Below are 25,895 nucleotides of genomic sequence, written 5' to 3'. Positions count from 1 at the left end.
CGGGGCCGCACCTCAAGGGGTGCGCCCCGCCCCCCTCGGCACTCCCTTTAGAATTGACCCAACACCCGGCGGAACCGCCGGGTGGTGACCCGAGGAGCCACCTTGGCTGCTGAGCTGCACGTCGCGCTGGTCGCGGCCGACCGAGAGGTCTGGTCGGGCCAGGCCACCCTGGTCGTCGCGCGCACCACGTCCGGCGACATCGGCGTCATGCCCGGTCACCAGCCGCTGCTCGGTGTGCTGGAGTCGGGCCCGGTGACCATCCGTACGAGTGAGGGCGGCACCGTCGTCGTCGCCGTGCACGGTGGATTCATCTCGTTCGCGGACAACAAGCTGTCCCTGCTGGCCGAGGTCGCCGAGCTGGCCGACGAGATCGACGTCCAGCGCGTGGAGCGCGAGCTGGAGCGGGCGAAGGCGGAGGGCGACGCCGCCGCCGAGCGTCGCGCGGACGTCCGACTGCGGACGGTGTCGGCGCGCTGAACGGGTGCGCCGTGTGATGCTGTATCTCAGCCGCGGCTGGGTCTGGACATTTCCCTCCAGACCCGGCCGCGGCTGAGGCGAATACGGGTTGTTTTTACGTTCCATTACCTAGGAGACGAGGAGGTCGGTGTCGATGGTCCTCGCTCTGACTGTGTGCGGGTCGGTGATCGCGCTCGTGGTGGTGGGGCTCGTCGTCTTCGGACTGCGCCGCCGGCTGATCCAGCGCTCCGGGGGAACCTTCAACTGCAGCCTGCGGTGGCACGCCCCGGAGAAACCCGTGGGCGGCGAGGAGAAGGGCAAGGGCTGGGGCTACGGCATCGCCCGCTACAACGGGGACCGCATCGAATGGTTCCGGATCTTCTCGTACTCGCCCCGCCCGCGCCGCGTCCTGGAGCGCTCGGCGATCGAGGTGGCCGGCCGGCGCACCCCGGACGGCGAGGAGCTGGTGCTCCTGCCCGACGACGTCATCCTGGTCTGCCTCCACCGGGGCACGCGTCTGGAGCTGGCGATGAGCGAGGACGCGCTGACCGGTTTCCTCGCGTGGCTTGAGGCAGCCCCGCCCGGACAGCGAGTGAACGTGGCGTAGCCACGTTCACTCGCTGGGTGGGGGTCCCCCCGGACGAAGTCCGGGGGGAGCGTCAACGTCGCCTGATCTCTCTCAGCCGGTCACTTCAGACCGTTGTTGATCGCGGTCACCAGCTCTCCGCTGCTGGTGTCGCCGCTGAACTCCCAGAAGAACGCGCCGCCCAGGTTCTGGTTCTTGGCCCAGGTCATCTTGGTGCCGATGGTGGCGGGGGTGTCGTAGCTCCACCAGTTGGTGCCGCAGTGCGCGTAGGCCGTGCCGGCGACGGTGCCGGTGGCGGGGCAGGAGTTCTTCAGGACCTTGTAGTCCTCGATGCCGGCCTCGTAGGTGCCGGGTGCCGCGCCGGTCGCCGATCCGCCGGGGGCGGACTGGGTGACGCCGGTCCAGCCGCGGCCGTAGAAGCCGATGCCGAGCAGCAGCTTGGCGGACGGGACGCCCTTCGACTTCAGCTTGGCGATGGCGTCGGCGGAGTTGAAGCCCGCCTGCGGGATCCCCGGGTACGAGGTGAGCGGGGAGTGCGGGGCGGTCGGGCCGTCCTTGTCGAAGGCGCCGAAGTAGTCGTACGTCATCACGTTGTACCAGTCGAGGTACTGGGCGGCGCCGCCGTAGTCGGCCGCGTCGATCTTGCCGCCGGAGGAGCCGTCGGCGGTGATGGCCGCGGTGACCAGGTAGTTCGGGCCGAACTCGGTGCGCAGCGCCGACATCAGGTTCCTGAAGGCCGCAGGCCCCGAGGTGTCGCAGGTCAGGCCGCAGGCGTTCGGGTACTCCCAGTCGATGTCGATGCCGTCGAAGACGTCGGCCCAGCGCGGGTCCTCCACGACGGCCTTGCAGGACTTGGCGAACGCGGCCGGGTTCTGCGCGGCCTGGCCGAAGCCGCCGGAGTAGGTCCAGCCGCCGAAGGAGTACAGGACCTTGATGTGCGGGTACTTCGCCTTCAGCTGGCGCAGCTGGTTGAAGTTGCCGCGCAGCGGCTGGTCCCAGGTGTCGGCGGTGCCGCTGACGGACTGGTCGGCGGTGTACGCCTTGTCGGTGGCCGCGTAGGAGTCGTCGAGGACGCACTGGCCGTTCTTGACGTTGCCGAAGGCGTAGTTGATGTGGGTGATCTTGGCTGCCGAGCCCGAGGTCACCAGGTTCTTGACGTGGTAGTTGCGGCCGTAGACGCCCCACTCGGTGAAGTAGCCGAGCTTGACCTTGGAGCCGGGCGGCGGGTCGACGACCCCGCCGCTGGTGCGGACGGCTATCGCGCCGCTGAGCGGGCCGGTCTGGTCGGCGGTGTCCCGGGCCTGGACGGTGTAGGAGTAGTCGGTGCCGGCGGTCAGGCCGGTGTCGGTGTAGGTGGTGCCGGTGACGGTGGCGACCTTGCTGCCGCCGCGCAGGACGTCGTAGTTCTTGATGCCCTTGTCGTCGGTGGCCGCGCTCCAGCTGAGCTTGACCGAGGTCTCGGTGACACCGGACGCGGTCGGGGTGCCGGGCGCGGAGGGCGCCGCGTCACCGGGGACGCTGGGGCCGCCGTCGCAGCTGCCGCCGTTCAGCTCGCAGTTCGCCGGGGAGCCTGAGCCGCTCCCGTTGAAACCGAAGGAGACGGAGGCGCCCGGGGCGAGCGAGCCGTTCCACGACTTGTTCTTGGCGGTCCAGTGGGAGCCGGAGGAGGTCACGTCGGCGTCCCAGGCCGAGGTGACCGACGTTCCGGAGGGGAAGTCCCACTCGACGGTCCAGGAACTGAGCGTGGTGGTGCCGGTGTTCTTGACGGTCCACTTTCCTTCGAAGCCGCTGCCCCAGTCCTGGGTCCTGGTGTAGGTGGCGGTGGCTTCCGTGGCCGCGTGGGCGGGGGTCGCGAGACCGACCAGGCCCGCGAGGGGAAGCAGCAGGGTGGCGAAGCCCGCCGTGAGTCTGAGCCTGAAGCGCATGACGCGCCTCCTTGTGGGGTGTCGTGAGCATGAGCATGACGTGGCGCAGTGCGGCGAGAATAGAAAGGTCTGGACCATAGGTCAATGGGTCTGGACCAGTGCACGACGCCGGGCGGCCCGCGCCAGGGCCTCCGGACACCCCTCCGGCGGCCACCGGACACCTCTGCGGCGGGTCAGATCCCCAGTTCCTGGGCCAGCACGGCGGCTTGGACCCGGCTGCGCAGATCGAGCTTCCCGAGCAGCCGGCTGACATGGGTCTTCACGGTCGCCTCCGCCATGTCGAGCCGTACCGCGATCTCCGCGTTGGGCAGGCCCTGGCCGAGACAGGAGAGCACCTCGCGCTCCCGTCGGGTCAGCGAGTCGAGCACCGACAGGTCGACGCCGGGCTCCCGGGCCGGCCCGGCGGCGAACTCGGCGATCAGCCGCCGGGTGACGGCCGGGGCGATCAGCCCCTCGCCGCGTGCCACCGTCCGTACGGCCGTGATGAGGTCCTTCGCCTCCGTGTTCTTGAGCAGGAACCCGGCGGCGCCCGCCCGCAGCGCTCCGAACACATACTCGTCGAGGTCGAAGGTGGTGAGGACGAGGACGTCGGCCAGACCCTCCGCGACGACCTGGCGTGTCGCGGACACCCCGTCGAGGCGCGGCATCTGAACGTCCATCAGCACGAGGTCGGGGCGCAGCTCCCGGGCCAGGGCCACCGCGTGCTCCCCGTCGGCCGCCTCGCCGACCACCTCGATGTCGGGCGCGCTGCCCAGGATGAGGACGAGTCCGGCGCGTACGGCGGACTGGTCCTCGGCGACGAGGACGCGGATCATGCGGGTTCTCCTTCGGTGACCGGGAGGGTGGCGCGTACGGCCCAGATCTTGCCGTGATCCGCGCTCTCGGGGCCCGCCTCGAAGGTGCCGTCCAGCAGCGCGACCCGCTCGCGCATACCGACCAGGCCGGCGCCGGAGCCGGGCGCGCTCGGGCCGTCCCGGTCGCCGTACGGGCTGGTCACCGCGATGTGCAGGGCGTTGTCCGGTTGCCGCAGCGTCACTGCGACACGGCCCGGGCAGGCGTGCTTGAGGGCGTTGGTGAGGGACTCCTGGACGATGCGGTAGGCCGCGAGCCCCACGGGGGCGGGCAGGGCGGCGCCGTGCTCGGCGTCGAGGGTGACGTCCAGGCCGTTGGTGCGGGCGCCGTCGACCAGTGCGCCGAGCCCGTCGAGGGTGGGGGCGGCGGAGGGTTCGTGGTCGTCGCCGGTGTCCCTGAGGATGCCGATCAGCCGGCGCATCTCGGCGAGGCCCTCGACACTGTTCTCGCGGATGACCCCGAGGGCCTGCTTCGAGGTCTCCGGGTCGTCGAGGGAGAGCGCGGCCGTGGAGTGGATCGCGATCGCGGACAGGTGGTTGGCGACCATGTCGTGCAACTCCCGTGCCATCCGGGCCCGTTCGGAGGCGACGGCCTGGGCCCGGTCCATCTCCGCGAGCAACGCGGTCTGTTCGGCGCGCAGCCGGGCGGCGTCGGCGGCGTCGCGGTGGTTGCGGACGATCCAGCCGGTGGCGGCCGGCATGAAGGCGACCAGGCCGATGACCGCGCCGACGAGCACCGCCTGCGGGACCCGCCAGATCGCCACCGGTACGACCGTGCCGACCGCCGTGAGCACTCCGGCGACCCACAGGACACGGCGGGCGGTGGCGGGCGGGCCGTAGAGCACGGCCGCGTACACCAGGTCGGTGAACATCACGACCGTGACCAGGTTGCCCTGGGTGATGGTGTCCACCGTGACCGCGGCCCAGCCGACCAGCAGGGCCGTGCGGGGCAGGGTCCGGCGCACCGCCTCGCAGGCCGCCGTCACGGCCAGGGGCAGCAGGATCCACCAGCGGCCGTCGAGCAGCACGATCGGCTCGCGGGCCGGGCGGGTCGCGAGGTCGAGCCCCCACAGCAGCAGGCCACCGAACAGTCCGGCGAGGGCGGCGCGCCCGTCGAAGGGGTGGGGGCGGGGCGGTCGTACGGCCATGTCCCCATCCAACACGGCGCGGGTGCCTCCCGCCTGATGCCCGGGAACGGTCCTGGACTGCATCCTTCGATGTACCGCGGGTTCGTCATCGCCGACGACGATTCCGGCCGGTCCCGCCGTGAGCCTGGAACGGTGAACGAGAGGAGCGAGTCGTGATCGTCGCGTTGATCATCGCCTGCGAGGTCGGTTTCTGGGCGCTGCTGGCGCTCGCCCTGGCTGTCCGCTATCTGCTGAGGTGGCGCCGGACGAGTGTGGTCCTGCTGCTGTGCGAGCCCGTGCTGGAGCTGGTGCTCTTCGTGGTGACCGCGATCGACCTCAAGAACGGCGCGGAGCCGAGCTGGGAGCACGGCCTGGCGGCCCTCTACATCGGCTTCACCGTGGGGTACGGGCACTACATGATCCGTTGGCTGGACGGTCATGCCGCGCATCGCCTGGCGGGCGGACCGAAGCCGGCGGGGCCGCCGAAGTACGGCCTGGCGCGGGCCCGGCACGAGGGTGCCCTCTGGCTGCGGACCGTGGTGGCGGCCGGTGTCGCGCTGGCCCTGCTCCAGGCGGCGGTCTGGTACGTCGGCGACGACGGGAGCGTCGACTCGCTGAGGTCGTTCCAGTGGGCGGCGCTCCGGGCGGCCGGAATCCACGGTCTGATCGCCCTCACCTACACGCTCTGGCCGAAGAAGGCACCGGAGGGGGACAGGGGCACCGAGAAGGACAAGGAGAAGGAGAGGGCGGGGATGCGGTAGGGCGGTGCCGTGGGGCGGCGGGCGCGGGCAGGTGCCTGGTCGCGCGGGCGCGGGGACGTGCGTGGTCCGCACGCCGTTCCCCGCGCCCCTTGAGGGCCGGTCCGGTGGGTGTCAGGTGGTCAGCGTTCGCCGCCCGGTACCCACAGGACGTCTCCGACCTCCTTGTTCGCGGTCCTGGCGAGGATGAACAGGAGGTCGGAGAGGCGGTTGAGGTAGGTGGCGGTGAGGGGGTTCATGGAGTCGCCGTGGGCCTCCAGCGCGGCCCAGGTCGAGCGTTCGGCGCGGCGGACGACCGTGCATGCCTGGTGCAGGAGGGCCGCGCCAGGGGTGCCGCCCGGCAGGATGAAGGAGCGCAGCTTCTCCAGCCGCTCGTTGAAGCGGTCGCAGTCGGCCTCCAGCTTGTCGACGTAGAACTGCTCGACGCGCAGGGGCGGGAACTGGGGGTTCTCGACGACGGGCGTGGACAGGTCGGCCCCGACGTCGAAGAGGTCGTTCTGCACCCGGGTGAGGACCTCCACGACCTCCCGGTCCAGCCCGCCCAGCGCGATCGCCGTCCCGATCACCGCGTTCGCCTCGTTGGCGTCCGCGTACGCCGAGATCCGCAGGTCGGTCTTGGGCACCCGGCTCATGTCGCCGAGGTTGGTGGTGCCCTTGTCGCCGGTCCTGGTGTAGATGCGCGTCAGATTGACCATGCGGCCAGCGTAGTTACGCCCCGGCCGTCCGGAAGACCCGTGTGCCCACCGTCACGGCGAACGCCGTGAGACCGACGGCGGCGAGGACGCCGTACAGCATGGACGGGGAGGCGTACACGCCGACGTAGGCGTCGCGCATCGCGTCCACCAGATAGCGGAACGGTACGAAGCGGGACAGCAGGTCGAGCCAGCCGGGGGCCAGGGACATCGGCAGCATCAGGCCCGACAGGAGCATCGACGGCATCGTCAGGGCGTTGACCGCGGGACCGAACTCGTGCTGCGAGCGGGCCCTCATGGCGAGCGCGTACGACAGCGAGGCCAGCGAGACCGTCAGCAGGGCCACGAAGACGAAGCCGATCAGGATGCCGGCGACGGGGGCGCGCAACCCCATGACCAGCGCCGCGAGGACCAGCAGCACCGCCTGGAGGACGAAGACCGCCGCGTCCCGGAGCACCCGGCCCAGCAGCAGCGCCGCCCGGCTCACCGGCGTGACCCGCATCCGCTCGATCACGCCGGACTGCTTCTCCAGGATGACCATGAAGCCCGCGAAGGAGGCCCCGAACAGACTCAGCTGGAGCAGCAGACCCGGCACCAGCACCTGCCAGGAGCTGCCGCGCGAGCCGAGTGGGAGTCCGGTGAGCAGGGGGCCGAAGAAGAGCAGGTACAGCAGCGGCATGAGCACGCCGAACAGCATCGCGAAACGGGAGCGCAGGGTCTGGCGGGCGTAGCGCCCGAAGACCAGCGCCGTGTCGTGCAGAAGCATCGAGGAGTCCTGGACGGTCACGGGGGCGGGGCCGGCCGGCGCGGGACCGCGGCCGGTGATGGCGAGGAAGGCGTCCTGGAGCGAGGCGTCGGCCGCCCCGGCGTGCCGGAGCTTGAGCGCGCTCGGGGTGCCGTCGGCCACGACCCGCCCGTGGTCGACCACGACGATCCGGTCGGCGAGGGCGTCGGCCTCGTCGAGGTAATGGGTCGTCAGGAAGACCGTGGTGCCGTGCTCGTCGCGCAGCCGGCGGACCAGGTCCCACAGGTCGGCGCGGCTGCCGGGGTCGAGTCCGGTCGTCGGTTCGTCGAGGAACAGCACCCGCGGCCGGTGGGTGAGCGCCATGGCGATGTCGAGACGGCGTCGCTGTCCGCCGGAGAGCGCGGCGCACTTGCGGTCGAGCAGCTCGCCGAGGCCGAGGTCGTGGGCCAACTCCTCGGCGCGCTCCTCGGCCCGGGCCTTGGTCAGCCGGTAGAGCCGCCCCTGGGTGACCAGTTCCTCCCGCGCGGTGATCTGCGGGTCCACCCCGCCCGACTGCGCCACATAGCCGCAGGCCCGGCGGACCCCGGCGGGATCGCCGGCCAGGTCGTGGCCCGCGACCGTGGCCGCGCCGCCGGTGGGGGGCAGCAGCGTCGTGAGCATCCGCAGGGTGGTGGTCTTCCCGGCGCCGTTCGGGCCGAGGAAGCCGAGGATCTCGCTGGAGCGGACGGTGAGGTCGATTCCGCGCACCGCGTCCACGGGGCCGCGCTTCGTCCGGAAGGTACGGGCCAGACCGGCCGCACTGATGATGGGCATGGCACCAGAAAAACAGAGTCCCTTAAATTTTGCAATGGCTCCAAACTTTAAGGGGCCCCAATGATCAAGGGGGTGCCTAGGATGTGGGCATGGCGGAGGGGCTCAGGGAGCGCAAGAAGCGCGAGACGCGGCAGCGGATCTCGGACATCGCCACCGGCCTGTTCCTGGAGCACGGCTTCGTGACGGTGACGATGGCGGATGTGGCCGACGCGGCGGACGTCTCGGTGAACACCGTCTACAACTACTTCCCCTCCAAGGAGGACCTCTTCTTCGACCGCGGCGCGGGCGTCGTCGAGCGCCTCGCCCGCTGGGTGCGCGGCCGCGATCCGGGGGAGTCGGCCGTCGCGGCGGTCCTGCGGGAACTGCGTGCCGAGGTCGAGGCGGTCTCGCCGAACGTCGGCCTGATGGAGGGGTACGACCGCTTCATGAAGGTCATCCACGAGGCGCCGCCCCTGCGCTCCCGGCTGTGGAGCATCCAGCAGGAGATCCAGGACAACCTGGAGGAGGTCCTCCGCGTGGAGACCGGCGCTCCGGACGAGGACCCCGTACCGACGCTGATCGCCGGTCAGATCAACTGGGTGCACCAGACGACGATGGCCGTGGTCGGCCGCCGGATGCTCGCCGGGAACAATCCGGGCGAAGTATCCCGAGAGGTGCTTCTCCTCCTGGACGAGATGGAGGGGCTGTTGAGCGATACGGTGCTCAACTACGCCGTCCGACCCTCCGCGTGAGCGCTGCCGGTGTGATGTCCGTCCATTGAGACGTGACTCGCGTTACTAAGCGGTCACACGGCCCCTCACGAGCGCTAGTGTCCGCCCGAGAGGCAATACATCAACAGCGCGTACCAGGGGAGTCGCACAGTGGCACGGAAGCTCGCCGTCATCGGAGCCGGACTCATGGGGTCCGGTATCGCCCAGGTGTCCGCGCAGGCGGGCTGGGACGTCGTCCTGCGCGACGTCACCGACGAGGCGCTGAACCGTGGCATCGGCGGCATCACCGCCTCGTACGACAAGTTCGTCGGCAAGGGCAAGTTGACGGCCGAGGACGCGGAGGCGGCGCTGGGGCGGATCACCGCCACCACCGACCTCGACGCGGCGGCCGACGCGGACATCGTCGTCGAGGCCGTCTTCGAGAAGCTGGAGGTGAAGCACGAGATCTTCCGGACCCTCGACAAGGTCGTCCGCGAGGACACCGTGCTCGCCTCCAACACCTCCGCCATCCCGATCACCAAGATCGCGGCGGTGACGGAGCGCCCGGAGCGCGTCGTCGGCACCCACTTCTTCTCGCCCGTCCCGATGATGCAGCTCTGCGAACTGGTCCGCGGCTACAAGACCAGCGACGAGACGCTCGCCACCGCCCGGGAGTTCGCCGAGTCGGTCGGCAAGACCTGCATCGTCGTCAACCGAGACGTCGCCGGCTTCGTGACGACCCGTCTGATCTCCGCGCTGGTCGTCGAGGCCGCGAAGCTGTACGAGTCTGGCGTCGCCACCGCCGAGGACATCGACCTCGCCTGCAAGCTCGGCTTCGGCCACGCGATGGGACCGCTGGCCACCGCCGACCTCACGGGCGTCGACATCCTGCTGCACGCCACCAGCAACATCTACACCGAGTCCCAGGACGAGAAGTTCGCTCCGCCGGAGCTGATGCGCCGGATGGTTGACGCCGGTGACATCGGCCGCAAGAGCGGGCAGGGCTTCTACAAGCACTGACGCCGACACGCGCGTCACGCGCGGCACTTGCCGCGCACGTGAACGTACGGGCCCCCAGGGCCTCACCCCTTGAGGTGAATTCGGTATCGGTTCGCTCACAGACGGCAACCTGACGGTGTGGAACGCCGTCAGACGTTGCATCACCCACATCACGGAGTACGAGACGCACTCACGGGAGCGCTTATGTACATCAGGGGCGACCACGCCGAGCTGGTCGTCGGGGGCCGCCTCGACGTACGCAGCGCGGCGGACGCCCGTACGGTCCTGCACTCGGCTGTCGACGACGGAGCCGGCGACCTGGTGCTCGACCTGTCAGAGCTGGACTCCTGGGACGCCACCGGACTCGGTGTGATCATGGGAGCCCACCGGCGGGCGGGACGGTGCGGAAGGCGGCTGGTGCTGCGCGGTGTACCGCCGCAGATGCAGCGGCTGCTCGTGGCCACACGACTGCACCGCATCCTCGCGATCGAGGGCGGCATCGGACTGGAGTCACTGCCCCGGGTGTGAACACACGTACGCGTTCGTACGTATGGCTCGGTGCGTGCGGGACACTCGGTCGTCATGGCTGCTCCCGGGGGCCGTGAGGACCATGGGGGCGAAACGCACCAGACGCCCAATTCCTCACGAGACTGTGATGTCTCGGGCGGCGCGGTACCCCGGACTGTCGGAGATACTGTGCGAAGGTTTAGGGTTCGGCTGCCCGCTGCCAGCAACCCTCGAGCGGGTTCCGGACCAGAAGCGACAGCGCGGTGTGCGACAAGGCCGGGAGGGGCTCCAGCACACGAGACGCTTTTGGGGGGCTAGAACCTATGGACCCGACGAACCGGGGATCCGACGAGCACGGCCACGACGACGCACAGGCACCCGGCAGGCGCCCGCCCCGCGACGCGCTGACCCAGGACTTCGACCGGCACGCCCCGGCACTCGCCCGCACCGTCCAGCTGGTCTCGGGCGACTTCCTGCTCACCGTGAACCCCGTCGACGGCAGCGAGATAGAGAACTGCCCGCCCGGTGAGCTGCCCGCCCGCCCCGGGAAGCACGCCCCGGCCGACCGCGCCGGGATCGACCGCGCCGCCCGGCCGCCGGTGCCCCCCGGCCCCGCCCTGCCCAAGCTGCCCCTGCTCCAGCGGGACGACGAGCGGGCACGGCTGGTACGGCTGCTCGCACGCGGCCGCTCCGTCCGCCTCACCGGCGCCCCCGGCTCGGGCCGCACCACGCTCCTCGACGCCGTCGCCGAGGACTGCGCCGACCTCGCGCCCGACGGTGTCGTCCGGCTCTCCGGGTTCCGGCGCACCGCGGACGACCTGCTCCACGACCTGTTCGCGACCGTGCACAGCGCTCCCGAGTACCGGCCCGGCCGGGAGGAGTTCCTCGCGCTCGTGCGGGAGATCGGCGCGGTCGTCGTCCTGGACGACCTGGAGTTCGGCGGAGCCGAGCTCGACGACCTGCTCGACGCCACCCCCGAGTGCGCCTTCCTGATCGCGGCCACCCCCGAAACGCCCCTGCCCTCCTCCGACGCGCCCCTGGAGGAGATCGTCCTCGGCGGCCTCGACCGTGCGGGCAGCGTGGAGCTGCTGGAGCGCGCCGTCGGACGCAGCCTCACCGAGGACGAGTCGAACTGGGCGGGCGACCTCTGGTTCGAGTCGGAGGGGCTGCCCCTGCGGTTCGCCCAGGCCGGGGCGTTGCTCAGGCAACGGGACCGGCAGCGGGCCGGCGAGGACGCCGTCGACGAGTTCGGGGTCTTCCAGGACGTGCCGCCGGCCGACGTGCCCTTCGAGCCCGCCGAGGACGGGCCCGACGTACCGCTGCCCTCGCTCGCCGAGGGCGCCGCGCCCGCCGCGCTGCTCGCCTCCCGGCTGAGCCCGTCGGCGCGCGAGACCCTGCGGTTCGCGGTGGTCCTCGACGGCGAGGTCCCGCACCAGGCGCATCTGCCCGCCCTCGTGGGCGACACCCACGCCGACGCCGCCCTCGGCGAGCTGGTCGGCTGCGCCCTGGTCACCCCGGTGGGCGCGCGCTACCGGCTCGCGCCGGGCGTACGGACCCAGCTGGAGGCCGCCGGGTACGCCGACGGCGCCGAGGCCAGGGCCCGTACCGCCGCCCAGCACTACGCCTGGTGGGCCGGGCACCCGTCGGTAACCCCCGAGCGGGTCTCCGCCGAGGCGGACGCCCTGATCGCCGCGCTGACCGCTCTCGGGCCGCTCACCGAGCCCTCCGGGGACGAGCAGGGCAGCGTCGCGGTGCGGCTCGCCCGGCAGGCGGCGCCCGCGTTCGCGGCGGGCCTGCACTGGAACGCCTGGGAGCGGGCGCTCAGGGCGGGCGTGGAGGCGGCCCGCCGCGCCGAAGAGGTCGGCGAGCAGGCGTACTTCCACCACGAGCTGGGTGTCCTCGCGCTGTGCCGCGGCCGGCTCGACGAGGCCCGCGCCGAGCTGGAGGCGTCCATCGGGCTGCGCGGCGCCCTCGCCGACAAGCGCGGCACCGTCGCCGGCCGCAGGGCGCTCGCCCTGGTCGCCGACCGCTCCGGGGCGACCCCGCCCGGCGGGCGTACGGCGGCGGGGGAGGAGGTGCCCGACGCCCGGCACGAGGAGTCGGCCGCACCGCCCGGGGGAGTGCCCTCCGGGTTCGTCCCGGCGGCCTTCGGCACGGCCGCCGGCCCGTCCCCGGCGACGGGGGAGTCCACCCTCGTCAGCCACCGCACGGAGGGCGGCTCGCCCGCCCACCGGGCCGGTGTGTTCAAGGGCTTCGTCGGCGGCGCCCGGCGCAATCTGGTGGCCGCGGGGGCGGGCGCCCTGCTCGCCGCCGTGCTCGGCACCGTGGTGACCCTCGGCGCGACCTCCGACAAGAACAACACCCCGGCCGAGCGGATCGGCGTCAACCCCTCCGCCAGCGAGGGCGCCGACGACGGCGGCCTCGGCGCCGACCGGGCCAAGCAGGGCGAGGGCGACGACGGCCCCGGAGTCCTCCCCGAGCCGAGCGACCCCGGCCCCGACGGGACGTACGGCACGGCGGACGACCCGACACCCAGCGAGTCGGCGAAGCCGTCGGACGACACCGAGCCGTCGCCCTCCGAGTCGTCGGGTTCGTCGGACGGCGGGACGAGCGGGGGCGGCTCCACGAGCGGGTCCGGCGGCGGTTCGAACGGTGGGACGACCGGCGACTCCTCCGGCGGATCGTCGGGTGGTGACGGCGGCGGCGGTGACAGCGGCGGGTCCACGACCGGCGGGAGCACCGGCAGCACGGACGGGGGTGCCGCGGACGGCGGCGGCGGGTCCACCACGGGCGAAACCACCGGCGGGACGACGAACGGCGGGACCACCGGCGACACCACGGGCGGTGCCGACGGCGGAAACACCACCGGCGGCACCTCGGACGGCGGGACGACCACGGACGGAACGACGGGCGGCGCCGACAGCGGGGCGACCACCGGGACCACGGGCGGCACCGCGCCGTCCACCAGTGTCTCGGCGAGCGCCTCGCAGAGCGGCGCCGAGACGCCGGGCGGCTCCGCGGCCTGATGCCGACGCCACGGTCGCGACGTCATGACGCCACGGTCACGACGTCACGACGTCATGACTCGCCCTGTCACGATTCGCCCTGTCACGATTCGCCCCGTCACGGTGACCACAGTACGAGAAAGGGCCGGGTCCGTCCGCGGACCCGGCCCCTCGTCGTGAAATGGCTCAGAACAGCCGCAGCTTGTCGTCCTCGATGCCGCGCAGGGCGTCGTAGTCCAGCACCTGGCAACCGATGCCCCGGTCGGTGGCGAGGACCCGGGCCTGGGGCTTGATCTCCTGGGCCGCGAAGATGCCGCGGACCGGCGCGAGATGCGGGTCGCGGTTCAACAGCTCCAGGTAGCGGGTGAGTTGCTCGACGCCGTCGATCTCGCCGCGCCGCTTGATCTCCACCGCCACGGTCGTGCCGTCGGCGTCGCGGCACAGGATGTCCACCGGGCCGATGGCCGTCATGTACTCGCGGCGGATGAGGGTGTAGCCCTCGCCCAGGGTCTCGATGCGGTCGGCGAGCAGCTCCTGCAGGTGCGCCTCCACACCGTCCTTGATCAGACCGGGGTCGACGCCCAGCTCGTGCGAGGAGTCGTGGAGGACTTCCTCCATGGTGATGATGAGCTTCTCGCCCGCCTTGTTGATGACGGTCCAGACGGCCGCCGTGCCCTCGGAGTCTGCTGTCTCCTCCTTCAGGGTGCACGGCGGCGACATCCAGTTGAGGGGCTTGTAGGCCCGGTCGTCCGCGTGGATCGAGACGCTGCCGTCGGCCTTCACCAGGATCAGACGGGGGGCCGAGGGGAGGTGGGCGGTGAGCCGGCCCGCGTAGTCCACGGAGCAGCGGGCAATGACGAGACGCATGGTCGGCAACGCTACTCGACGGCGGCGGGTGCGCGCGATTCGACCGTCGGGAGACCTCGCCGACCCACGCCCGGCTCCTGTCGGCGTCCGTCACCCGGCCCGGCGTCCGCACGTGGCCCGCCGTCGTCCCGTGGCATGTGCCGCTGTCAACTCCTGTTCGGCATTGGCTGATTGTGAGCGTCCAGCGTGCGGTCGGTGCGCGCAATCTCCTGGTGCGGTCACGTTCGGTTGCTTACCGTAGAAACGGGAGGTCGCGAACCGTGCACTCTGCGTGTTCGGTATGGCGAACCCCGACCTTGTCCGTCAACCCCTGTTGTTGTGGGGGTGCGAGAGGAGTACCCATGTCGCTCGACGTCTCACCGGCCCTACTCGAACAGGCCGAGCGAGGCGAGGTCGACGAAGCCGCCTTCGTCGACTGCGTCCGGACCTCCCTGCCCTACGCGTGGGAGATGATCAGCTCCCTGGTGGTCCAGCTGAAGGTGGAAGGCGGAGAGTTCGCCGACAACCAGACGCCCCCGCCGGACGAGCAGGCACGCGGACAGCTGCTGCGCGCGCTCGCCAGCGACGCGATTCGCGGCGCCCTGCAGCGGCACTTCGGTGTGCGGCTGGCCTTCCAGAACTGCCACCGGGTGGCGGTGTTCCCGCAGGACCCGTCCGTGGACGACAGGCTCGCCCGCTTCACCTCGATCCGGGGCCAGCTCCTCAACCAGTCCCCGGAACTCCGGGACTGCTGAGGCGGTGACGCAGCACGGCTTGCCGCTCCCACCGCGGGAGGTGCATCAGTAGAGCGGGGCGGCAAGCTACCCGGCACGGCACCACCCGCACGACCCGGCACGGCACGACCCGGCACGGCACGACCCGGCACGGCACGACCCGGCACGGCACGACCCGGCACGGCACGACCCGGCACGGCACGACCCGCACTTCATCGCTCGACCCGGCAAGGCTCAGCCGAGGTGAGGCAGCACCTCGGCACCGAGTCGCCGTACGTTCTCCTCCGTCGCCGTCAGATCGCCGGAGCCCTCGACGAGCAGGGCGAAGCGGGAGATGCCCGTGCGCTCGCTCGTCGCCGCGAGCCGGTCCGCGCACAGCCGCGGCGTCCCCACCGGGTGGAGCCCGCAGAGCAGTTCGGTGTACGCCACCGGGTCCCGCATGGCGCGGACCCGGCCGTCGACGGTCACATGGGCGTCGAGCCCCTGCTTCAGCCAGCCCGGCATCGCCTTGGTGAGCGCCTCCACGGCGTCCGTGCGCCGGTCCGCGATCTGGCAGACGCCGGCCGACACATGGGCCGCGCCGGCGATCTCCTCCGGCGAACGGCCCGCGGCCCGGGCGCAGGCCCGCCACATCGCCACTATCTCCGCCTTCTCCTCGTCCCCGACGTGCATCCCGAGGAGCATCGACAGCCCCCGCTCGGCCGCCAGCCGTACGCTCGCCGGTGAGGTGCAGGCGACCACGACCTCGGGGCCGGGCGTCTCGTCGAGGTCCTCCGAGGGCCTCGGGACGACGGGGACCTCACGGAAGCTGAATCGTTCCCCCGAAGCGGAGACCGAGGGTTCCCGCAGCCAGCGCAACAGCAGATCGAGTGATTCCGGGAACCCCTGCTCGTACGCCTGGAGTCCGGTGCCGAACACCTCCAGGTCCACCCAGGGGCCGCCGCGTCCCACGCCCAGCGAGAAGCGCCCCCCGGAGGTGACATGCAGCAGGGCGGCCTGCTCGCCCAGGGCGACGGGATGGACGGTGGGCAGCACGCTGACCGCCGTGCCGACGCGGATCCGCCGGGTGCGCCCCAGCAGTAACGCGGCCAGGGTGATCGCCGACGGGCACGTCCCGTACGGCACGAAATGGTGCTCGGCCAGCCAGACCGCGTCCAGCCCGGCCTCCTCGGCCGCGTCCGCCGTCCGCACCGCCCGGTGGAGGGCCTCGCCCTGGCCCTGGCCGGGGAACTGGGCTCCCAGTACAAATGTTCCTACGCGCATCGCACTTCCTGCTTCCTCGGCTCCGACTCGGGAGCTCCCCCACCCGGCATAACCCTCTGACACGTGCCGAAGACACGGCCTGGCGGCGAGATTTGCCGATTGTCTGCAGAATGCTGCGAGCGGAGGGCGTTCTGAGGCGATTGGTGCCGTACGCGTACCCCCATCGGGCCCGCGTAGGCTGGAGACCAACCCTGCTCCCTGTATAGCCCCGTGAGGTGTCCCGTGTCCCCGCGTCGCAACCGTCCCAAGGGCGATGGCCGGTCGGGTCCGTCGGCCCGGAGCGCCGACGAGGACCGTTCGGACCGGTACGGCGGCTGGCAGTCCGGCGAGCGCTGGCAGGGCGAGGAGTGGAGCGTGCGCCATGTGGCGGGCGCGAGCGCGGCGGGCAAGACCTACCGGTGCCCCGGCTGCGACCAGATGATCCCCTCCGGCGTCCCGCACGTCGTCGCCTGGCCCGAGCACTCGGGTGTCGACGAACGACGCCACTGGCACAAGGCCTGCTGGAACGCGAAGGACCGCCGCACCACGCGGGTGCAGCGGTCCCGGAACGCACCGAGGTTCTAGGTCGCGTCCGCACGCGGGAGCCCCGACTCCGGGCGCCCGCCCGGCGGTTACACGTCCCGCTTCTCCAACAGGGCGAACGCGCCCGCGAACGCGGCGGCGACCACGCCCAGCATGATCCACAGCGGGTCCCAGCCGGACGGGCCGGAGGCACCGAGTTCGGCGCCGTAGAAGACACCGAGCTGGCTCGGGATCGAGTAGTTGAGCAGGAACTCCTGCACGTCCCGCAGGGACTCCGCGAACATGAAGATCGCGATGACCAGCGGCGCGAGGAACACGCCCAGCATGATGGTGATCGCGCCCGCCGAGTGCCGGATCAGCGAGCCGATGAGCAGGGACAGCAGACCGAACAGCGCGAGGAACAGGCTCACTCCGACGGTCGCCTTGAACCACTGCTCGCCGCTCGGGTCCGCCGCGTTGGTGCCCTCCAGGATCGCCACCTGGAGGAAGGCGACGAGCGAGGTGGCCACCAGGGTGATCGTGAAGGCGAGCCCGAAGAACACGATCGCCTTCGCGGCCAGCACCCGGCTGCGGCTCGGGCACGCGGTCAGCGTGGTCCGGATCATGCCGGTGCCGTACTCGGAGGCGGTGGTCAGCACCCCGAGCGTGATGAGGCAGACGCTGCCGATCATCACACCGAACAGGCCGAGCCCCAGCGGGGACTCACCCTCCAGGTTCATGTCCGCGGACGCGGCGATGACCGCGAAGAGCAGACCGAGGCCGAACAGGAGGAAGACGAAGACGCCCAGGGTCCAGATCGTCGACCGCACGGACTTGATCTTCGTCCACTCGGAGACGATCGCGTGCCCGAGGTGCGTGCGCACGACCGGGATCGGCGAGGTGTACGACGTGCCCGGCGCGCCCTGCCAGGGGGCGGCGGCCGGCTGCTGCGGGGCGAGGTGCGGCTGGGGCGTGCTCATCGGGCGTCCTCGGACTTGGTCAGATCGGCGGCGGGCGCGGGCGCGGCGGCCGGCGCGGCGGGGGCGGCGGCCGGCTGGGCGGGAGCCGGTGCGGCGGGCGTGGCGGCCGGCTGGGCCGGGGCCTGGGGCGCGGCCTGCGCGTACGGGTTCGGCTGCGGCGCGCCCGGGGCCGGGGCACCGTACGGACCGGCCGGCGGCCGGCCCTGCGGCGGCGCGAAGGGCTGACCGCCCTGCTGCGGCGCCGGCGGCGCGTACCAGCCGGGCTGGCCCTGGCCCGGGACCGGCATGGGCGGCTGCGCACCGGGCGGCAGGGGCTGCTGGAGCCCGGCCTTCTGGTCGATCGTCGAGCGGTAGTCGACGGCGCCCTGCGTCATCCGCATGTACGCCTCCTCCAGCGACGCCTGGTGCGGGGACAGCTCCCACAGGCGTACGTCGACCTCGTGCGCGAGGTCGCTGATGCGGGGCAGCGGCAGGCCCATGACCCGCAGCGCGCCGTCCTGCTCGGGCAGCACCTGGCCGCCCGCCTCGGTCAGCGCGGAGGTCAGCTTCTCGCGCAGCTGCGGCTCGGTGTTGGGGGTCCGCACCCGCGCGAAGTCGGCGGAGTTCGCCGAGATGAAGTCCTTGACGCTCATGTCGGCGAGCAGCTGGCCGCGCCCGATCACGATCAGGTGGTCGGCGGTCAGCGCCATCTCGCTCATCAGGTGCGAGGACACGAAGACCGTACGGCCCTCCGCGGCGAGCGCCTTCATCAGGTTGCGCACCCAGAGGATGCCCTCGGGGTCGAGGCCGTTGACCGGCTCGTCGAAGAGCAGCACCTGGGGGTCGCCGAGCAGGGCGGCGGCGATGCCGAGCCGCTGGCCCATGCCGAGGGAGAAGCCCTTGGAGCGCTTCTTGGCCACGTCCTGGAGGCCGACCACCCCGAGCACCTCGTCCACCCGGCGGGCCGGGATGCCCGACAGCTGGGCCAGGGACAGCAGGTGGTTGCGGGCGGTCCGGCCGCCGTGCACCGCCTTGGCGTCGAGGAGAGCGCCGACCTGGCGGGCGGCGTTCGGCAGCTTGCGGTAGGGGTAGCCGCCGATCGTCACCTGCCCGGAGGTGGGGTTGTCCAGGCCGAGGATCATGCGCATCGTCGTCGACTTGCCGGAGCCGTTGGGCCCCAGGAAGCCGGTGACGGCCCCCGGCCGCACCTGGAAGGAAAGGTTGTACACGGCTGTCTTCGCGCCGTAGCGCTTAGTCAGGCCGACTGCCTCGATCATGCTCCGCACCCATCGAACGGTTCAGGACGTCTCGTCTCAGGACGTCGGGGCGCACGCCCCCGTAAGGGTTAGGAGCTTATCCGGGCGTTGACGGTTCCGCTCAAGAGGAAGTAAAACCACGCAGGTCACAGGTGCGCAGACTTGGCATGTACGTTTCGGCTGGTCAGCGCTGCGATCACGCGTCGCGCTTCCTGAGCAGCAGAAACCCGCCGAGCAGCGCGGCCAGCACCCACAGCGCCATGATCCCGAGGCCGCCCCAGGGCCCGTACGGGGTGTCGTCGTCCACCGGGGTGACCACCCGCATGATGCTGCTGCCCGCCTGGTCGGGCAGATAGCGGCCGACGTTCTTCGTGGCGTCGACGTTGCCCAGGATGTTGGAGATCAGGAAGAAGAACGGCATCAGGATGCCGAGCGACAGCATCGGGCCGCGGAGCATCGCCGCGACCCCCATCGAGAAGACGGCGATCAGCGTCATGTAGAGCCCGCCGCCGACGACCGCTCGCAGCACGCCCGGATCACCGATGTCGGCCCGGTGTTCCCCGAGCGCCGCCTGTCCGAGGAAGAACGTCACGAAGCTGGTCGCGAGTCCCACCGCGAACGCCAGTGCGGTGGCCACCGCCAGCTTGCTGAAGAGGAACGTGCCCCGCTGCGGTACCGCCGCGAGCGAGGTGCGGATCATCCCGGTGCTGTACTCGTTCGACACCACCAGCACCCCGAACACGATCATCGCCAGCTGCCCGAGGCTCATCCCCGCGAAGCTCACGAACGTCGGATCGAAGGAGAGCCGCTCCGCACGGCTCAGGTTGCCGAACTCGTGCCGCGACAGCAGCGAGATGAGGATGCCGAGCGCGACGGTGACGACCACCGCGAGGGACAGCGTCCACACCGTGGACGCCACCGACCGGATCTTGGTCCACTCCGACCGTACGACCTGGATGGCGGCCATGCTCAGCGCGCTCCCTTCCAGTCCTCGCCCCACGCCGACGTGGGAGTGGCCACGGCCCCGGGCCCGGAGTGGGCGTGGTACTCCACCGACTCGGCCGTCAGCCGCATGAACGCCTCCTCCAGCGAGGCCTGTTGCGGGCTCAGCTCATGCAGGACGACCTGGTGCCGCGCCGCCAGCTCCCCGATGTGCTCGGCCTTGCCGCCGTCCACCTCGAACGCGCCGTCCCCCGTCTCCACGACGACGATGCCGGCCCCCGCGAGCACATCGCGCAGCCGCTCGCGCTGCGGGGTGCGGACCCGCACGTACGCGCGTGAGTTCCGCTGGATGAAGTCGGCCATGGAGGTGTCGGCCAGCAGCCGCCCCTGCCCGATCACCACCAGATGGTCGGCGGTCAGGGCCATCTCGCTCATCAGGTGGGACGACACGAACACCGTCCGGCCCTGGGCGGCCAGCGACTTCATCAGGGTGCGGATCCAGTGGATGCCCTCGGGGTCGAGTCCGTTGACCGGCTCGTCGAACATCAGGATCCGCGGGTCGCCGAGCAGGGCGGCGGCGATGCCGAGCCGCTGACCCATGCCGAGGGAGAAGCCCTTGGCCTTCTTCCGGGCGACCGCGGTGAGCCCCACCGTGTCCAGCACCTCGTGCACCCGGGCCCGGGGGATCCCGTTGCTCTGCGCGAGGCACAGCAGATGGTTGAACGCGCTCCGCCCGCCGTGCACGGCCTGGGCGTCGAGCAGCGCGCCGATGTACTTCAGCGGGTCCCTGAGCCGGTCGTAGTGGGTGCCGTCGATCCGTACATCCCCCGCGGTCGGCCGGTCGAGCCCGAGGACCATCCGCATCGTCGTCGACTTCCCCGCCCCGTTCGGCCCGAGGAAGCCCGTCACCATGCCGGGCCTGACCGCGAAGGAGAGGTTGTTGACCGCCACCTTCTCCCCGTACCGCTTGGTCAGCCCGTCGAGCTCGATCATGCGGCCACGCTAGAACGGGCCCGGGGCACCTGCCACCGGAGCACCGCGGCCCCGGCCCGTCCACACCGAAGGGCCCGCACCCCCACGGGGTGCGGGCCCTCAAGAACCCACGGCCGACGCCGTCACACAGCGGTGTTACCGGGTCTGCTGCGCCGGAACACCACGGGAGATCGGCTCGTCGTCCGTCGCCGGCGTGCCCGCCGCGGCGACGGCCGCACCGGTGAGCGTCGCCAGCATCTCGCGCACGTTCGTGAGCTGGGCGTTGATGGAGTCGCGGCGGTTGGTGAGGGCCGCCAGCTCGCGCTCGGATTCCGAACGGATCCTGTCCGCCTTGGCGTTCGCGTCCGCGACGATGTCCTCGGCCTGACGCTGCGCGGTCTCCACCGTCTGGCGGGCGCGGCGCTCGGCGTCGGTGCGCAGCTTCTCCGCCTCCAGACGGAGCTGCTCGGCGCGGTGCTCGATCTCCGCGAGGCGCTTCTCGGCCTTCTGCTGGCGCGAGGCGAGGTCGCGCTCGGACTGCTCACGCCGCTTGGCGAGGTTGGTCTCGAAGTCGGCGGCGGCCTGGGCGGCCTTGGCGCGGGTCTCCTCGAAGAGGGCGTCCGCCTCCTCGCGCTTCGACTGCGCGTCCTTCTGCGCCTCGGCACGCAACTGCGAAGCGTCGCTCTTGGCCTTCTCGACGATCCGGACGCCCTCGTCCTCGGCCTTGGCCTTGCGCTCCGCCGCGAACGACTCGGCGTCGTTGCGCACCTGCTGGGCCGCCGACTCGGCGAGCTCGCGGTGCTGCTCGGCGGCGCGGCGGGCCTCCTCGCGCAGGTCCTTCGCCTCCTCCTCGGCGAGGCGGAGGATCTTTTCGACGCGGGCGCCGAGACCGGCGTAGGACGGCTCCGCGTCGGTGACCGCGGCCTGGGCGTTCTGCGTCTCGAGGTGGAGCTCCTCGATGCGCTTCTCGAGGGCGGTGATGCGGGCGAGAGCGGAGTCACGGTCGGAGACGAGCTTGGAGATACGTTCGTCCACCTGAGCGCGGTCGTATCCACGCCGCACAAGCTCGAAGCCGTAGGGGGAAGTGTCGCTCATGGGGTTCCTGTCGAATGAGACCGGTGAGGTGATAGGTGGAATCCTAGGGGGCGAAGCGGCGTGTCATCGAGCGGATGCACGTTTGATCTGGAGAATGACACCCCTTTTGAGTGGCCGACCATCGGAATACTTGCCAGAAACTTTGCATCAAGGCCCTGGCGAGCACAGGAAGGACACACATGGGTGTCTGACGGGCCGGGCGGCGCGGAAACATACCCGCAACAACCCGATCCCGCTAGCCGTCTGACGACTTGCCACCCGATCGAGTAGAACCGGCCGCCGCACCCGCCTTGACTCCACCGTCCTTGCCGCTCGACGGGGCCTCAAAAGACTCCAACGCCTCCAGGACGTCCTGGACACGGGAGATCTCCGCATTGATGTCCTCGCGGCGCCGGACCAGCACCTCGAGTTCCCGCTTGCCCTCCTCGACCGTACGGCGCGCCTCGCGGATCGCCTCGGCCTTCAGCTCCTCGGCCTCACGGATGAGCGTGGACTTCTTCTGCTCCGCCTCCTTCAGAAGACCCTCGGCCTTCTTCACGGCGGCGATACGCACCTTGCCCGCCTCGGAGTTCGCCTCGGAAACGATCTCCTTGGCCTTCGCCTGGGCCTTCTCCAACTGCTCCTCGGCGGCCTTGATCAGCGCGTCACAACGGTCGCCGGCGGATTTCATCGTCTCGGCGGACTCACGGCGGGCCCGCTCGTGCAGCGCCTCGATCTCGGACGTGATCCGCTCACGCAGCTCCTCCGCCCGCTCCCTTATCGCGGTCGCGTCCCGACGCGCGCCTACCAGCAGCTCGTCGGCGTCCTGGCGGGCCTTCTCCACGGTGGTGTTGCCCTCCACGGTCGCCGTGGAGATCAGCCGCTCGGCCTCCGTGCGGGCCGCGCCCACCATGGAGTCGGCCTGCGCCTCGGCGTCCGCGGTGGTCTTCAGCGCCTGCTTCTGCGCCTCCGCGAGCAGCTTGTCGGCCTCCGCCGCGGTCTCCGTGATGAGCGTGTCGACCTGCTCGGCGGCCTCAGAGCGCCGCTTGTTGGCGTCCTTGCGGGCCTCGTCGAGCGTACGGTCGGCCTCCTCGCGGGCTGCCGACGTGAGCCGCTCGGCCTCCGCCTCCGCCTCGGCCCTGACCCGCTCGGCCTCGTGCCGGACCCGCTCCGCGTGCTGCTGCGCGGAACCCACCGTCTCGGCGGCCTCGGCCCGCAGCCGCTCCGCCTCGTCGGTCGCCTCGGCGATCAGCTGCTCGGCCTGCGCGACGGACTCCGCCCGTACCCGCTCGGCCTCCTCGTTGGTCTCCCGCGTCAGCCGCTCCGCCTCGGCGGTGACCTCGGTGATGAGGGTGTCGGCCTGCGTCGCCGCGTCCGACCGGATGCGGTTGGCGTCGTCGCGGGCCTCGGCGCGGGTGCGCGTGGCGTCCTGGTCGGCCCGCGCGATGGTGTCCGACGCCTCCGTACGGACCCGCTGGGCGTGCTCGGACGCCTCCGAACGCACCCGCTCCGCCTCGGCGATCGCCTCCGCGACCGTGCGCTCCGCGAGCGCCTTCGCCGCGTCCGTCTCCTCACGGGCCTCACGGCGCACCCGGTTGGCGTCGTCGGTGGCCCGCTCCCGCTCCGCGTAGGCGTCGGCGCGGACCCGGTCCGCCTCCTCCTCGGCCTCCCTGCGCGTGCGCTCCGCCGCGTGCTCCGCCGCGTTGCGCAGCCCGGCGATCTCCTCCTGGGCCTGCTCGTGCAGCCCGGCGACGGAGTCCCGCACCTGCTGGGCGTGCTGCTCGGCGGCCGACACCATCTCCGTGGCGCGCCGCTCGGACTCCTCGACCAGCCGTACGGCCTCGGTCTCGGCCTCCTCCACGCGCTTGCGCGCCGAGGCCAGCAGCTCCTCGCTCTGCTCGCGGGCCCGCCGGCGCTCCTGGTCGGCCTCCTGCCGGGCCGCGCCGAGGAGTTCCTCGGCCTCGCGGCGGCGCCGGGCGGCCTCCTCCTGCGCGGCGGCCAGCGTCTCCGACGCCTCCGCGGCGAGCCGCTCGGCGGCGGCCTGCGCCTCCGCCCGCACCCGGTCCGCGGTGTCCTGCGCCTCCGACTTCAGCCGCTCCGCCTCGGCCGCGGCCTCCGACCGCAGACGGACGGCGACGGCCTCGCCCTCGGCACGCGACGCGGACGCGTCCGACGCGGCCTCGTCCCGCAGCCGCTCCGCCTCGGCCTCGGCCTGCGCCTGGAGCGTACGGATGCGCTCGGCGGCCTCGGTGCGCAGCCGGTCGGCCTCCTCGGCGGCCTCGCGGCGGATGCGCTCGGCCTCGGCTCGGGCGTCGGTGAGCGCCTCCTCGGCGGAGGTGAGCCGCTGCTCGGCGTCCGTGTGCAGCCGGGCCAGCCCCTCGGCGGCCTCCGCCTCCCGGGTCGCGATGCCCCGCTCGGCCTCCTCGCGCAGCTCGCGGACGGTGCGCTCGGCCTCGGCCTTCAGCTCCTCGGACTGCTCCTCGGCCTCGGCGCGGTGCCGCTCGGCCTCCTTGCGGGTGCGCTCCAGCGTCTCCTCGGCCTGACGGCGCAGCGCCGACGCGCGCTCGATGGCCTCGGTGCGGACCTTCTCGCTGTCCGCGGTGGCCGTCTGCCGCAGCTCGTCCGCGTCCGCCTTCGCCTTGGCGAGCAGCTCCTCGGCGGTCTTCGCCGCCTCCTCGATCTGCTGGACGGCCTCACGCCGGGCCTCGGACCGGATCCGCTCGCCCTCGGCGACCGCGTCGGCCCGCAGCTGCTCGGCCTCGCCGCGCAGCCGGCGCGCCTCCTCCTGCAGCTCGACGGTCTTGGCGCGGTACTCCTTGGTGTCGTCCTTCGCCGCGCCCTTGAGCTCCTCGGCGAGGTCGTGCGCCTCGGCGCGCAGCCGGTCCGCCTCGGCCTCGGCCTCCTTGCGGATCCGCTCGGCCTCCTCGGCGGCGGCCTTGGTGGTCCTGCGGGCGTCCTCGGACGCCTTGTTCAGCACGTCCTCGGCGGTCTTGGCCGTCTTGGCGAGCTGGGAGGCGGACTCCTCCGCGGTGACCGAGCGGGCCTTCTCGGCCGCCTCGGCGAGCAGCTTCTCCGCCTCGGCCCTGGCGTCAGCGACGACTTCCTCGGCGGCCGCCTTGGTGGCCTCGGCCTCCTTCGTGGCCTCCTCGACCAGCCGGGCGACCTGCTCCTTGGCCGTACGGGTGCGCTGCTCGTTCGTCGACTCGGCGGCGGAGAGGGCCTTGGCCGCGTTCTCCTTCGCCTCGGTGACCAGCTTCTCCGCCTCGGCCCGCGCCTCGCGCAGCGCCGTCTCGGCCTCCGACATGCGCTGCTCGGCGGCCCGGCTCAGCTCGGCGGCCTGGCGGCGCGCGCTGTCCGACTCGGTGGCGGAGGAGGAGCGCAGCTGCTCGGCGTGCTCGGTGGCCTCCTGGGCCTGCGTGGACGCCGCGTTCAGCAGGCGCTCGGCCTCGGCGCGGGCGCGGCGCAGGATCTGGTCGGCCTCCGCGCGGGCCGCCTCGGCGTCGCTCTGGAGGCGCTGGCGGGCCTCGTTGGTGAGCCGCTCGGCCTCGGCGCGGGCGGCGGCCAGCGCCTGCTCCGCCTCGGCACGGGACTCCTCGACGAGCCGGCGGGCCTGCTGCTCGGAGCGGGCCCGCAGCTGCTCGGCCCACGCCACGTTCTCGTTGACGTGCGACTCGACGGTCTGGCGGCGCTCGGACAGCTCCTGGTCGAGCTGCTGGCGGCGGGTGACGGCCTCCTGGTGCAGCTCCGCCTGGAGGCGCGCGGCCTGCTCGGCGTGCTCCTGGAGGATCCGCTGGGTCTGCGCCCGGGCCTGGCTCAGCTCGCGCTCGGCGTCGGCGCGCAGCTGGTCGGCCTGCATCTGGGCCTGGCGCAGCATCTGCTCCGCCTGGTACCCGAGGTCGGCGCCGTCGTAGGCGGGCCGGGACATGAGGGTGCGGCGCGCCTCGTGCAGCTTGGCGCGCAGCACCTCGACCTGGTAGCCGAGGTCCTCGGCGTGCTGGATCGCCTTTTCCCGCTCGGTCTTCAGCCGCTCCATCTCGGCCTCGAACCGAGAGAGGTGGTCGACGTCAGCCGCCGGCTCTCGCTCCTGGCGTTCGTAGCCCCGCACTGCGCGGTCCCATCCGTCCCCTGGTCGCAACCTCTGGCAAACGAGCTCCGTCCAACCGGCGAACGGGGCCCCCGGGGAATGGTGTCAGAT

At 72.0% G+C, this 25,895-nt stretch carries 22 protein-coding genes and 1 pseudogene; 9 read left to right on the top strand and 14 right to left on the bottom strand.

Annotated features, from left to right (window positions below; all coding sequences use genetic code 11):
- The first annotated feature begins 102 nt into the window (after nt 1–102).
- Together ACZ4Z2_RS26495 and ACZ4Z2_RS26490 are read left to right on the top strand one after the other, a co-directional pair.
- Nucleotides 103–477, top strand: a complete 375-nt coding sequence (locus ACZ4Z2_RS26495; RefSeq protein WP_055514820.1) for a F0F1 ATP synthase subunit epsilon — start codon at nt 103–105, stop codon at nt 475–477.
- A 133-nt stretch (nt 478–610) separates the two neighbouring features.
- Nucleotides 611–1,063 carry a DUF2550 domain-containing protein gene (locus ACZ4Z2_RS26490; protein ID WP_468079245.1) on the top strand — a complete coding sequence of 151 codons (453 nt, stop codon included), beginning with the start codon at nt 611–613 and terminating at the stop codon, nt 1,061–1,063.
- Between the two features lie 80 nt (nt 1,064–1,143).
- Here ACZ4Z2_RS26490 and ACZ4Z2_RS26485 read toward each other — a convergent pair whose 3' ends face one another.
- The 3 genes from ACZ4Z2_RS26485 to ACZ4Z2_RS26475 all read right to left on the bottom strand — a co-directional run bounded on the left by ACZ4Z2_RS26485 (nt 1,144) and on the right by ACZ4Z2_RS26475 (nt 4,966).
- A complete protein-coding gene (locus ACZ4Z2_RS26485; protein ID WP_468079243.1) occupies nt 1,144–2,967 on the bottom strand; it encodes a glycosyl hydrolase family 18 protein in 1,824 nt (607 codons plus the stop codon).
- A gap of 173 nt (nt 2,968–3,140) precedes the next feature.
- On the bottom strand, nt 3,141–3,782 hold the full coding sequence (locus ACZ4Z2_RS26480) for a response regulator (RefSeq protein WP_468079242.1): 642 nt from the start codon (nt 3,780–3,782) through the stop codon (nt 3,141–3,143).
- Nucleotides 3,779–4,966, bottom strand: coding sequence for a sensor histidine kinase (locus tag ACZ4Z2_RS26475; protein ID WP_468079240.1), 1,188 nt, complete (start codon nt 4,964–4,966; stop codon nt 3,779–3,781). The genes ACZ4Z2_RS26480 and ACZ4Z2_RS26475 overlap by 4 nt, the downstream gene beginning before the upstream one ends.
- A gap of 152 nt (nt 4,967–5,118) precedes the next feature.
- Between ACZ4Z2_RS26475 and ACZ4Z2_RS26470 the strand changes: the two genes are divergently transcribed.
- Nucleotides 5,119–5,706: a hypothetical protein gene (locus ACZ4Z2_RS26470; protein WP_468079239.1), complete on the top strand. Its 588-nt coding sequence runs from the start codon at nt 5,119–5,121 to the stop codon at nt 5,704–5,706.
- A 119-nt stretch (nt 5,707–5,825) separates the two neighbouring features.
- Here the strand turns inward: ACZ4Z2_RS26470 and ACZ4Z2_RS26465 are convergent, their stop codons facing one another.
- The 3 genes and pseudogenes from ACZ4Z2_RS26465 to ACZ4Z2_RS26455 form a co-directional block, all read right to left on the bottom strand.
- Nucleotides 5,826–6,398: a cob(I)yrinic acid a,c-diamide adenosyltransferase gene (locus ACZ4Z2_RS26465; RefSeq protein ID WP_468079238.1), complete on the bottom strand. Its 573-nt coding sequence runs from the start codon at nt 6,396–6,398 to the stop codon at nt 5,826–5,828.
- Nucleotides 6,399–6,411: 13 nt separating this feature from the next.
- Nucleotides 6,412–7,161: an ABC transporter permease gene (locus ACZ4Z2_RS26460; RefSeq protein WP_468079367.1), complete on the bottom strand. Its 750-nt coding sequence runs from the start codon at nt 7,159–7,161 to the stop codon at nt 6,412–6,414.
- A gap of 12 nt (nt 7,162–7,173) precedes the next feature.
- Nucleotides 7,174–7,953, bottom strand: a pseudogene (locus tag ACZ4Z2_RS26455) (ABC transporter ATP-binding protein); the annotation flags it as partial.
- A gap of 89 nt (nt 7,954–8,042) precedes the next feature.
- On the opposite strand from ACZ4Z2_RS26455, the gene ACZ4Z2_RS26450 reads away from it, so the two are divergent.
- The 4 genes from ACZ4Z2_RS26450 to ACZ4Z2_RS26435 all read left to right on the top strand — a co-directional run bounded on the left by ACZ4Z2_RS26450 (nt 8,043) and on the right by ACZ4Z2_RS26435 (nt 13,174).
- The gene (locus ACZ4Z2_RS26450) at nt 8,043–8,684 is read left to right on the top strand and encodes a TetR/AcrR family transcriptional regulator (RefSeq protein ID WP_468079236.1); all 642 of its coding nucleotides are present in this window, start codon (nt 8,043–8,045) and stop codon (nt 8,682–8,684) included.
- 129 nt (nt 8,685–8,813) lie between these two features.
- Nucleotides 8,814–9,662 (top strand): 3-hydroxyacyl-CoA dehydrogenase family protein, encoded by an 849-nt coding sequence (locus tag ACZ4Z2_RS26445; protein ID WP_468079234.1) that lies wholly within the window; start codon nt 8,814–8,816, stop codon nt 9,660–9,662.
- A 183-nt stretch (nt 9,663–9,845) separates the two neighbouring features.
- Nucleotides 9,846–10,169 carry an STAS domain-containing protein gene (locus ACZ4Z2_RS26440; protein WP_009297239.1) on the top strand — a complete coding sequence of 108 codons (324 nt, stop codon included), beginning with the start codon at nt 9,846–9,848 and terminating at the stop codon, nt 10,167–10,169.
- A gap of 302 nt (nt 10,170–10,471) precedes the next feature.
- Nucleotides 10,472–13,174: an ATP-binding protein gene (locus ACZ4Z2_RS26435; RefSeq protein WP_468079233.1), complete on the top strand. Its 2,703-nt coding sequence runs from the start codon at nt 10,472–10,474 to the stop codon at nt 13,172–13,174.
- Nucleotides 13,175–13,339: 165 nt separating this feature from the next.
- Here the strand turns inward: ACZ4Z2_RS26435 and nucS are convergent, their stop codons facing one another.
- A complete protein-coding gene (nucS, locus tag ACZ4Z2_RS26430; RefSeq protein WP_468079231.1) occupies nt 13,340–14,020 on the bottom strand; it encodes an endonuclease NucS in 681 nt (226 codons plus the stop codon).
- 341 nt (nt 14,021–14,361) lie between these two features.
- Between nucS and ACZ4Z2_RS26425 the strand changes: the two genes are divergently transcribed.
- The gene (locus ACZ4Z2_RS26425; RefSeq protein WP_055717359.1) at nt 14,362–14,754 is read left to right on the top strand and encodes an SCO5389 family protein; all 393 of its coding nucleotides are present in this window, start codon (nt 14,362–14,364) and stop codon (nt 14,752–14,754) included.
- A 213-nt stretch (nt 14,755–14,967) separates the two neighbouring features.
- Here ACZ4Z2_RS26425 and ACZ4Z2_RS26420 read toward each other — a convergent pair whose 3' ends face one another.
- Nucleotides 14,968–15,996 carry an LLM class flavin-dependent oxidoreductase gene (locus ACZ4Z2_RS26420; protein ID WP_468079229.1) on the bottom strand — a complete coding sequence of 343 codons (1,029 nt, stop codon included), beginning with the start codon at nt 15,994–15,996 and terminating at the stop codon, nt 14,968–14,970.
- Nucleotides 15,997–16,218: 222 nt separating this feature from the next.
- Between ACZ4Z2_RS26420 and ACZ4Z2_RS26415 the strand changes: the two genes are divergently transcribed.
- Nucleotides 16,219–16,560, top strand: a complete 342-nt coding sequence (locus ACZ4Z2_RS26415) for an ATP/GTP-binding protein (RefSeq protein WP_468079227.1) — start codon at nt 16,219–16,221, stop codon at nt 16,558–16,560.
- Nucleotides 16,561–16,607: 47 nt separating this feature from the next.
- Here ACZ4Z2_RS26415 and ACZ4Z2_RS26410 read toward each other — a convergent pair whose 3' ends face one another.
- From ACZ4Z2_RS26410 to scy, 6 genes are all read right to left on the bottom strand, one after another.
- On the bottom strand, nt 16,608–17,477 hold the full coding sequence (locus ACZ4Z2_RS26410; protein ID WP_468079226.1) for an ABC transporter permease: 870 nt from the start codon (nt 17,475–17,477) through the stop codon (nt 16,608–16,610).
- Nucleotides 17,474–18,733 (bottom strand): ABC transporter ATP-binding protein, encoded by a 1,260-nt coding sequence (locus tag ACZ4Z2_RS26405; protein WP_468079224.1) that lies wholly within the window; start codon nt 18,731–18,733, stop codon nt 17,474–17,476. Before ACZ4Z2_RS26405 ends, ACZ4Z2_RS26410 begins: the two co-directional genes overlap by 4 nt.
- A gap of 175 nt (nt 18,734–18,908) precedes the next feature.
- Nucleotides 18,909–19,679 (bottom strand): ABC transporter permease, encoded by a 771-nt coding sequence (locus ACZ4Z2_RS26400; RefSeq protein ID WP_468079222.1) that lies wholly within the window; start codon nt 19,677–19,679, stop codon nt 18,909–18,911.
- Between the two features lie 2 nt (nt 19,680–19,681).
- Complete coding sequence (locus ACZ4Z2_RS26395) at nt 19,682–20,647, bottom strand: ABC transporter ATP-binding protein (protein ID WP_468079220.1); 966 nt, start codon at nt 20,645–20,647, stop codon at nt 19,682–19,684.
- 135 nt (nt 20,648–20,782) lie between these two features.
- Nucleotides 20,783–21,721, bottom strand: coding sequence for a coiled-coil domain-containing protein (locus tag ACZ4Z2_RS26390; protein ID WP_159773153.1), 939 nt, complete (start codon nt 21,719–21,721; stop codon nt 20,783–20,785).
- Between the two features lie 235 nt (nt 21,722–21,956).
- On the bottom strand, nt 21,957–25,805 hold the full coding sequence (gene scy, locus ACZ4Z2_RS26385; RefSeq protein WP_468079218.1) for a polarized growth protein Scy: 3,849 nt from the start codon (nt 25,803–25,805) through the stop codon (nt 21,957–21,959).
- Nucleotides 25,806–25,895 lie beyond the last annotated feature (90 nt).

It is taken from the genome of Streptomyces sp. NPDC030183, assembly GCF_055573455.1.
This window is presented reverse-complemented; position numbering and strand designations above follow the sequence as displayed.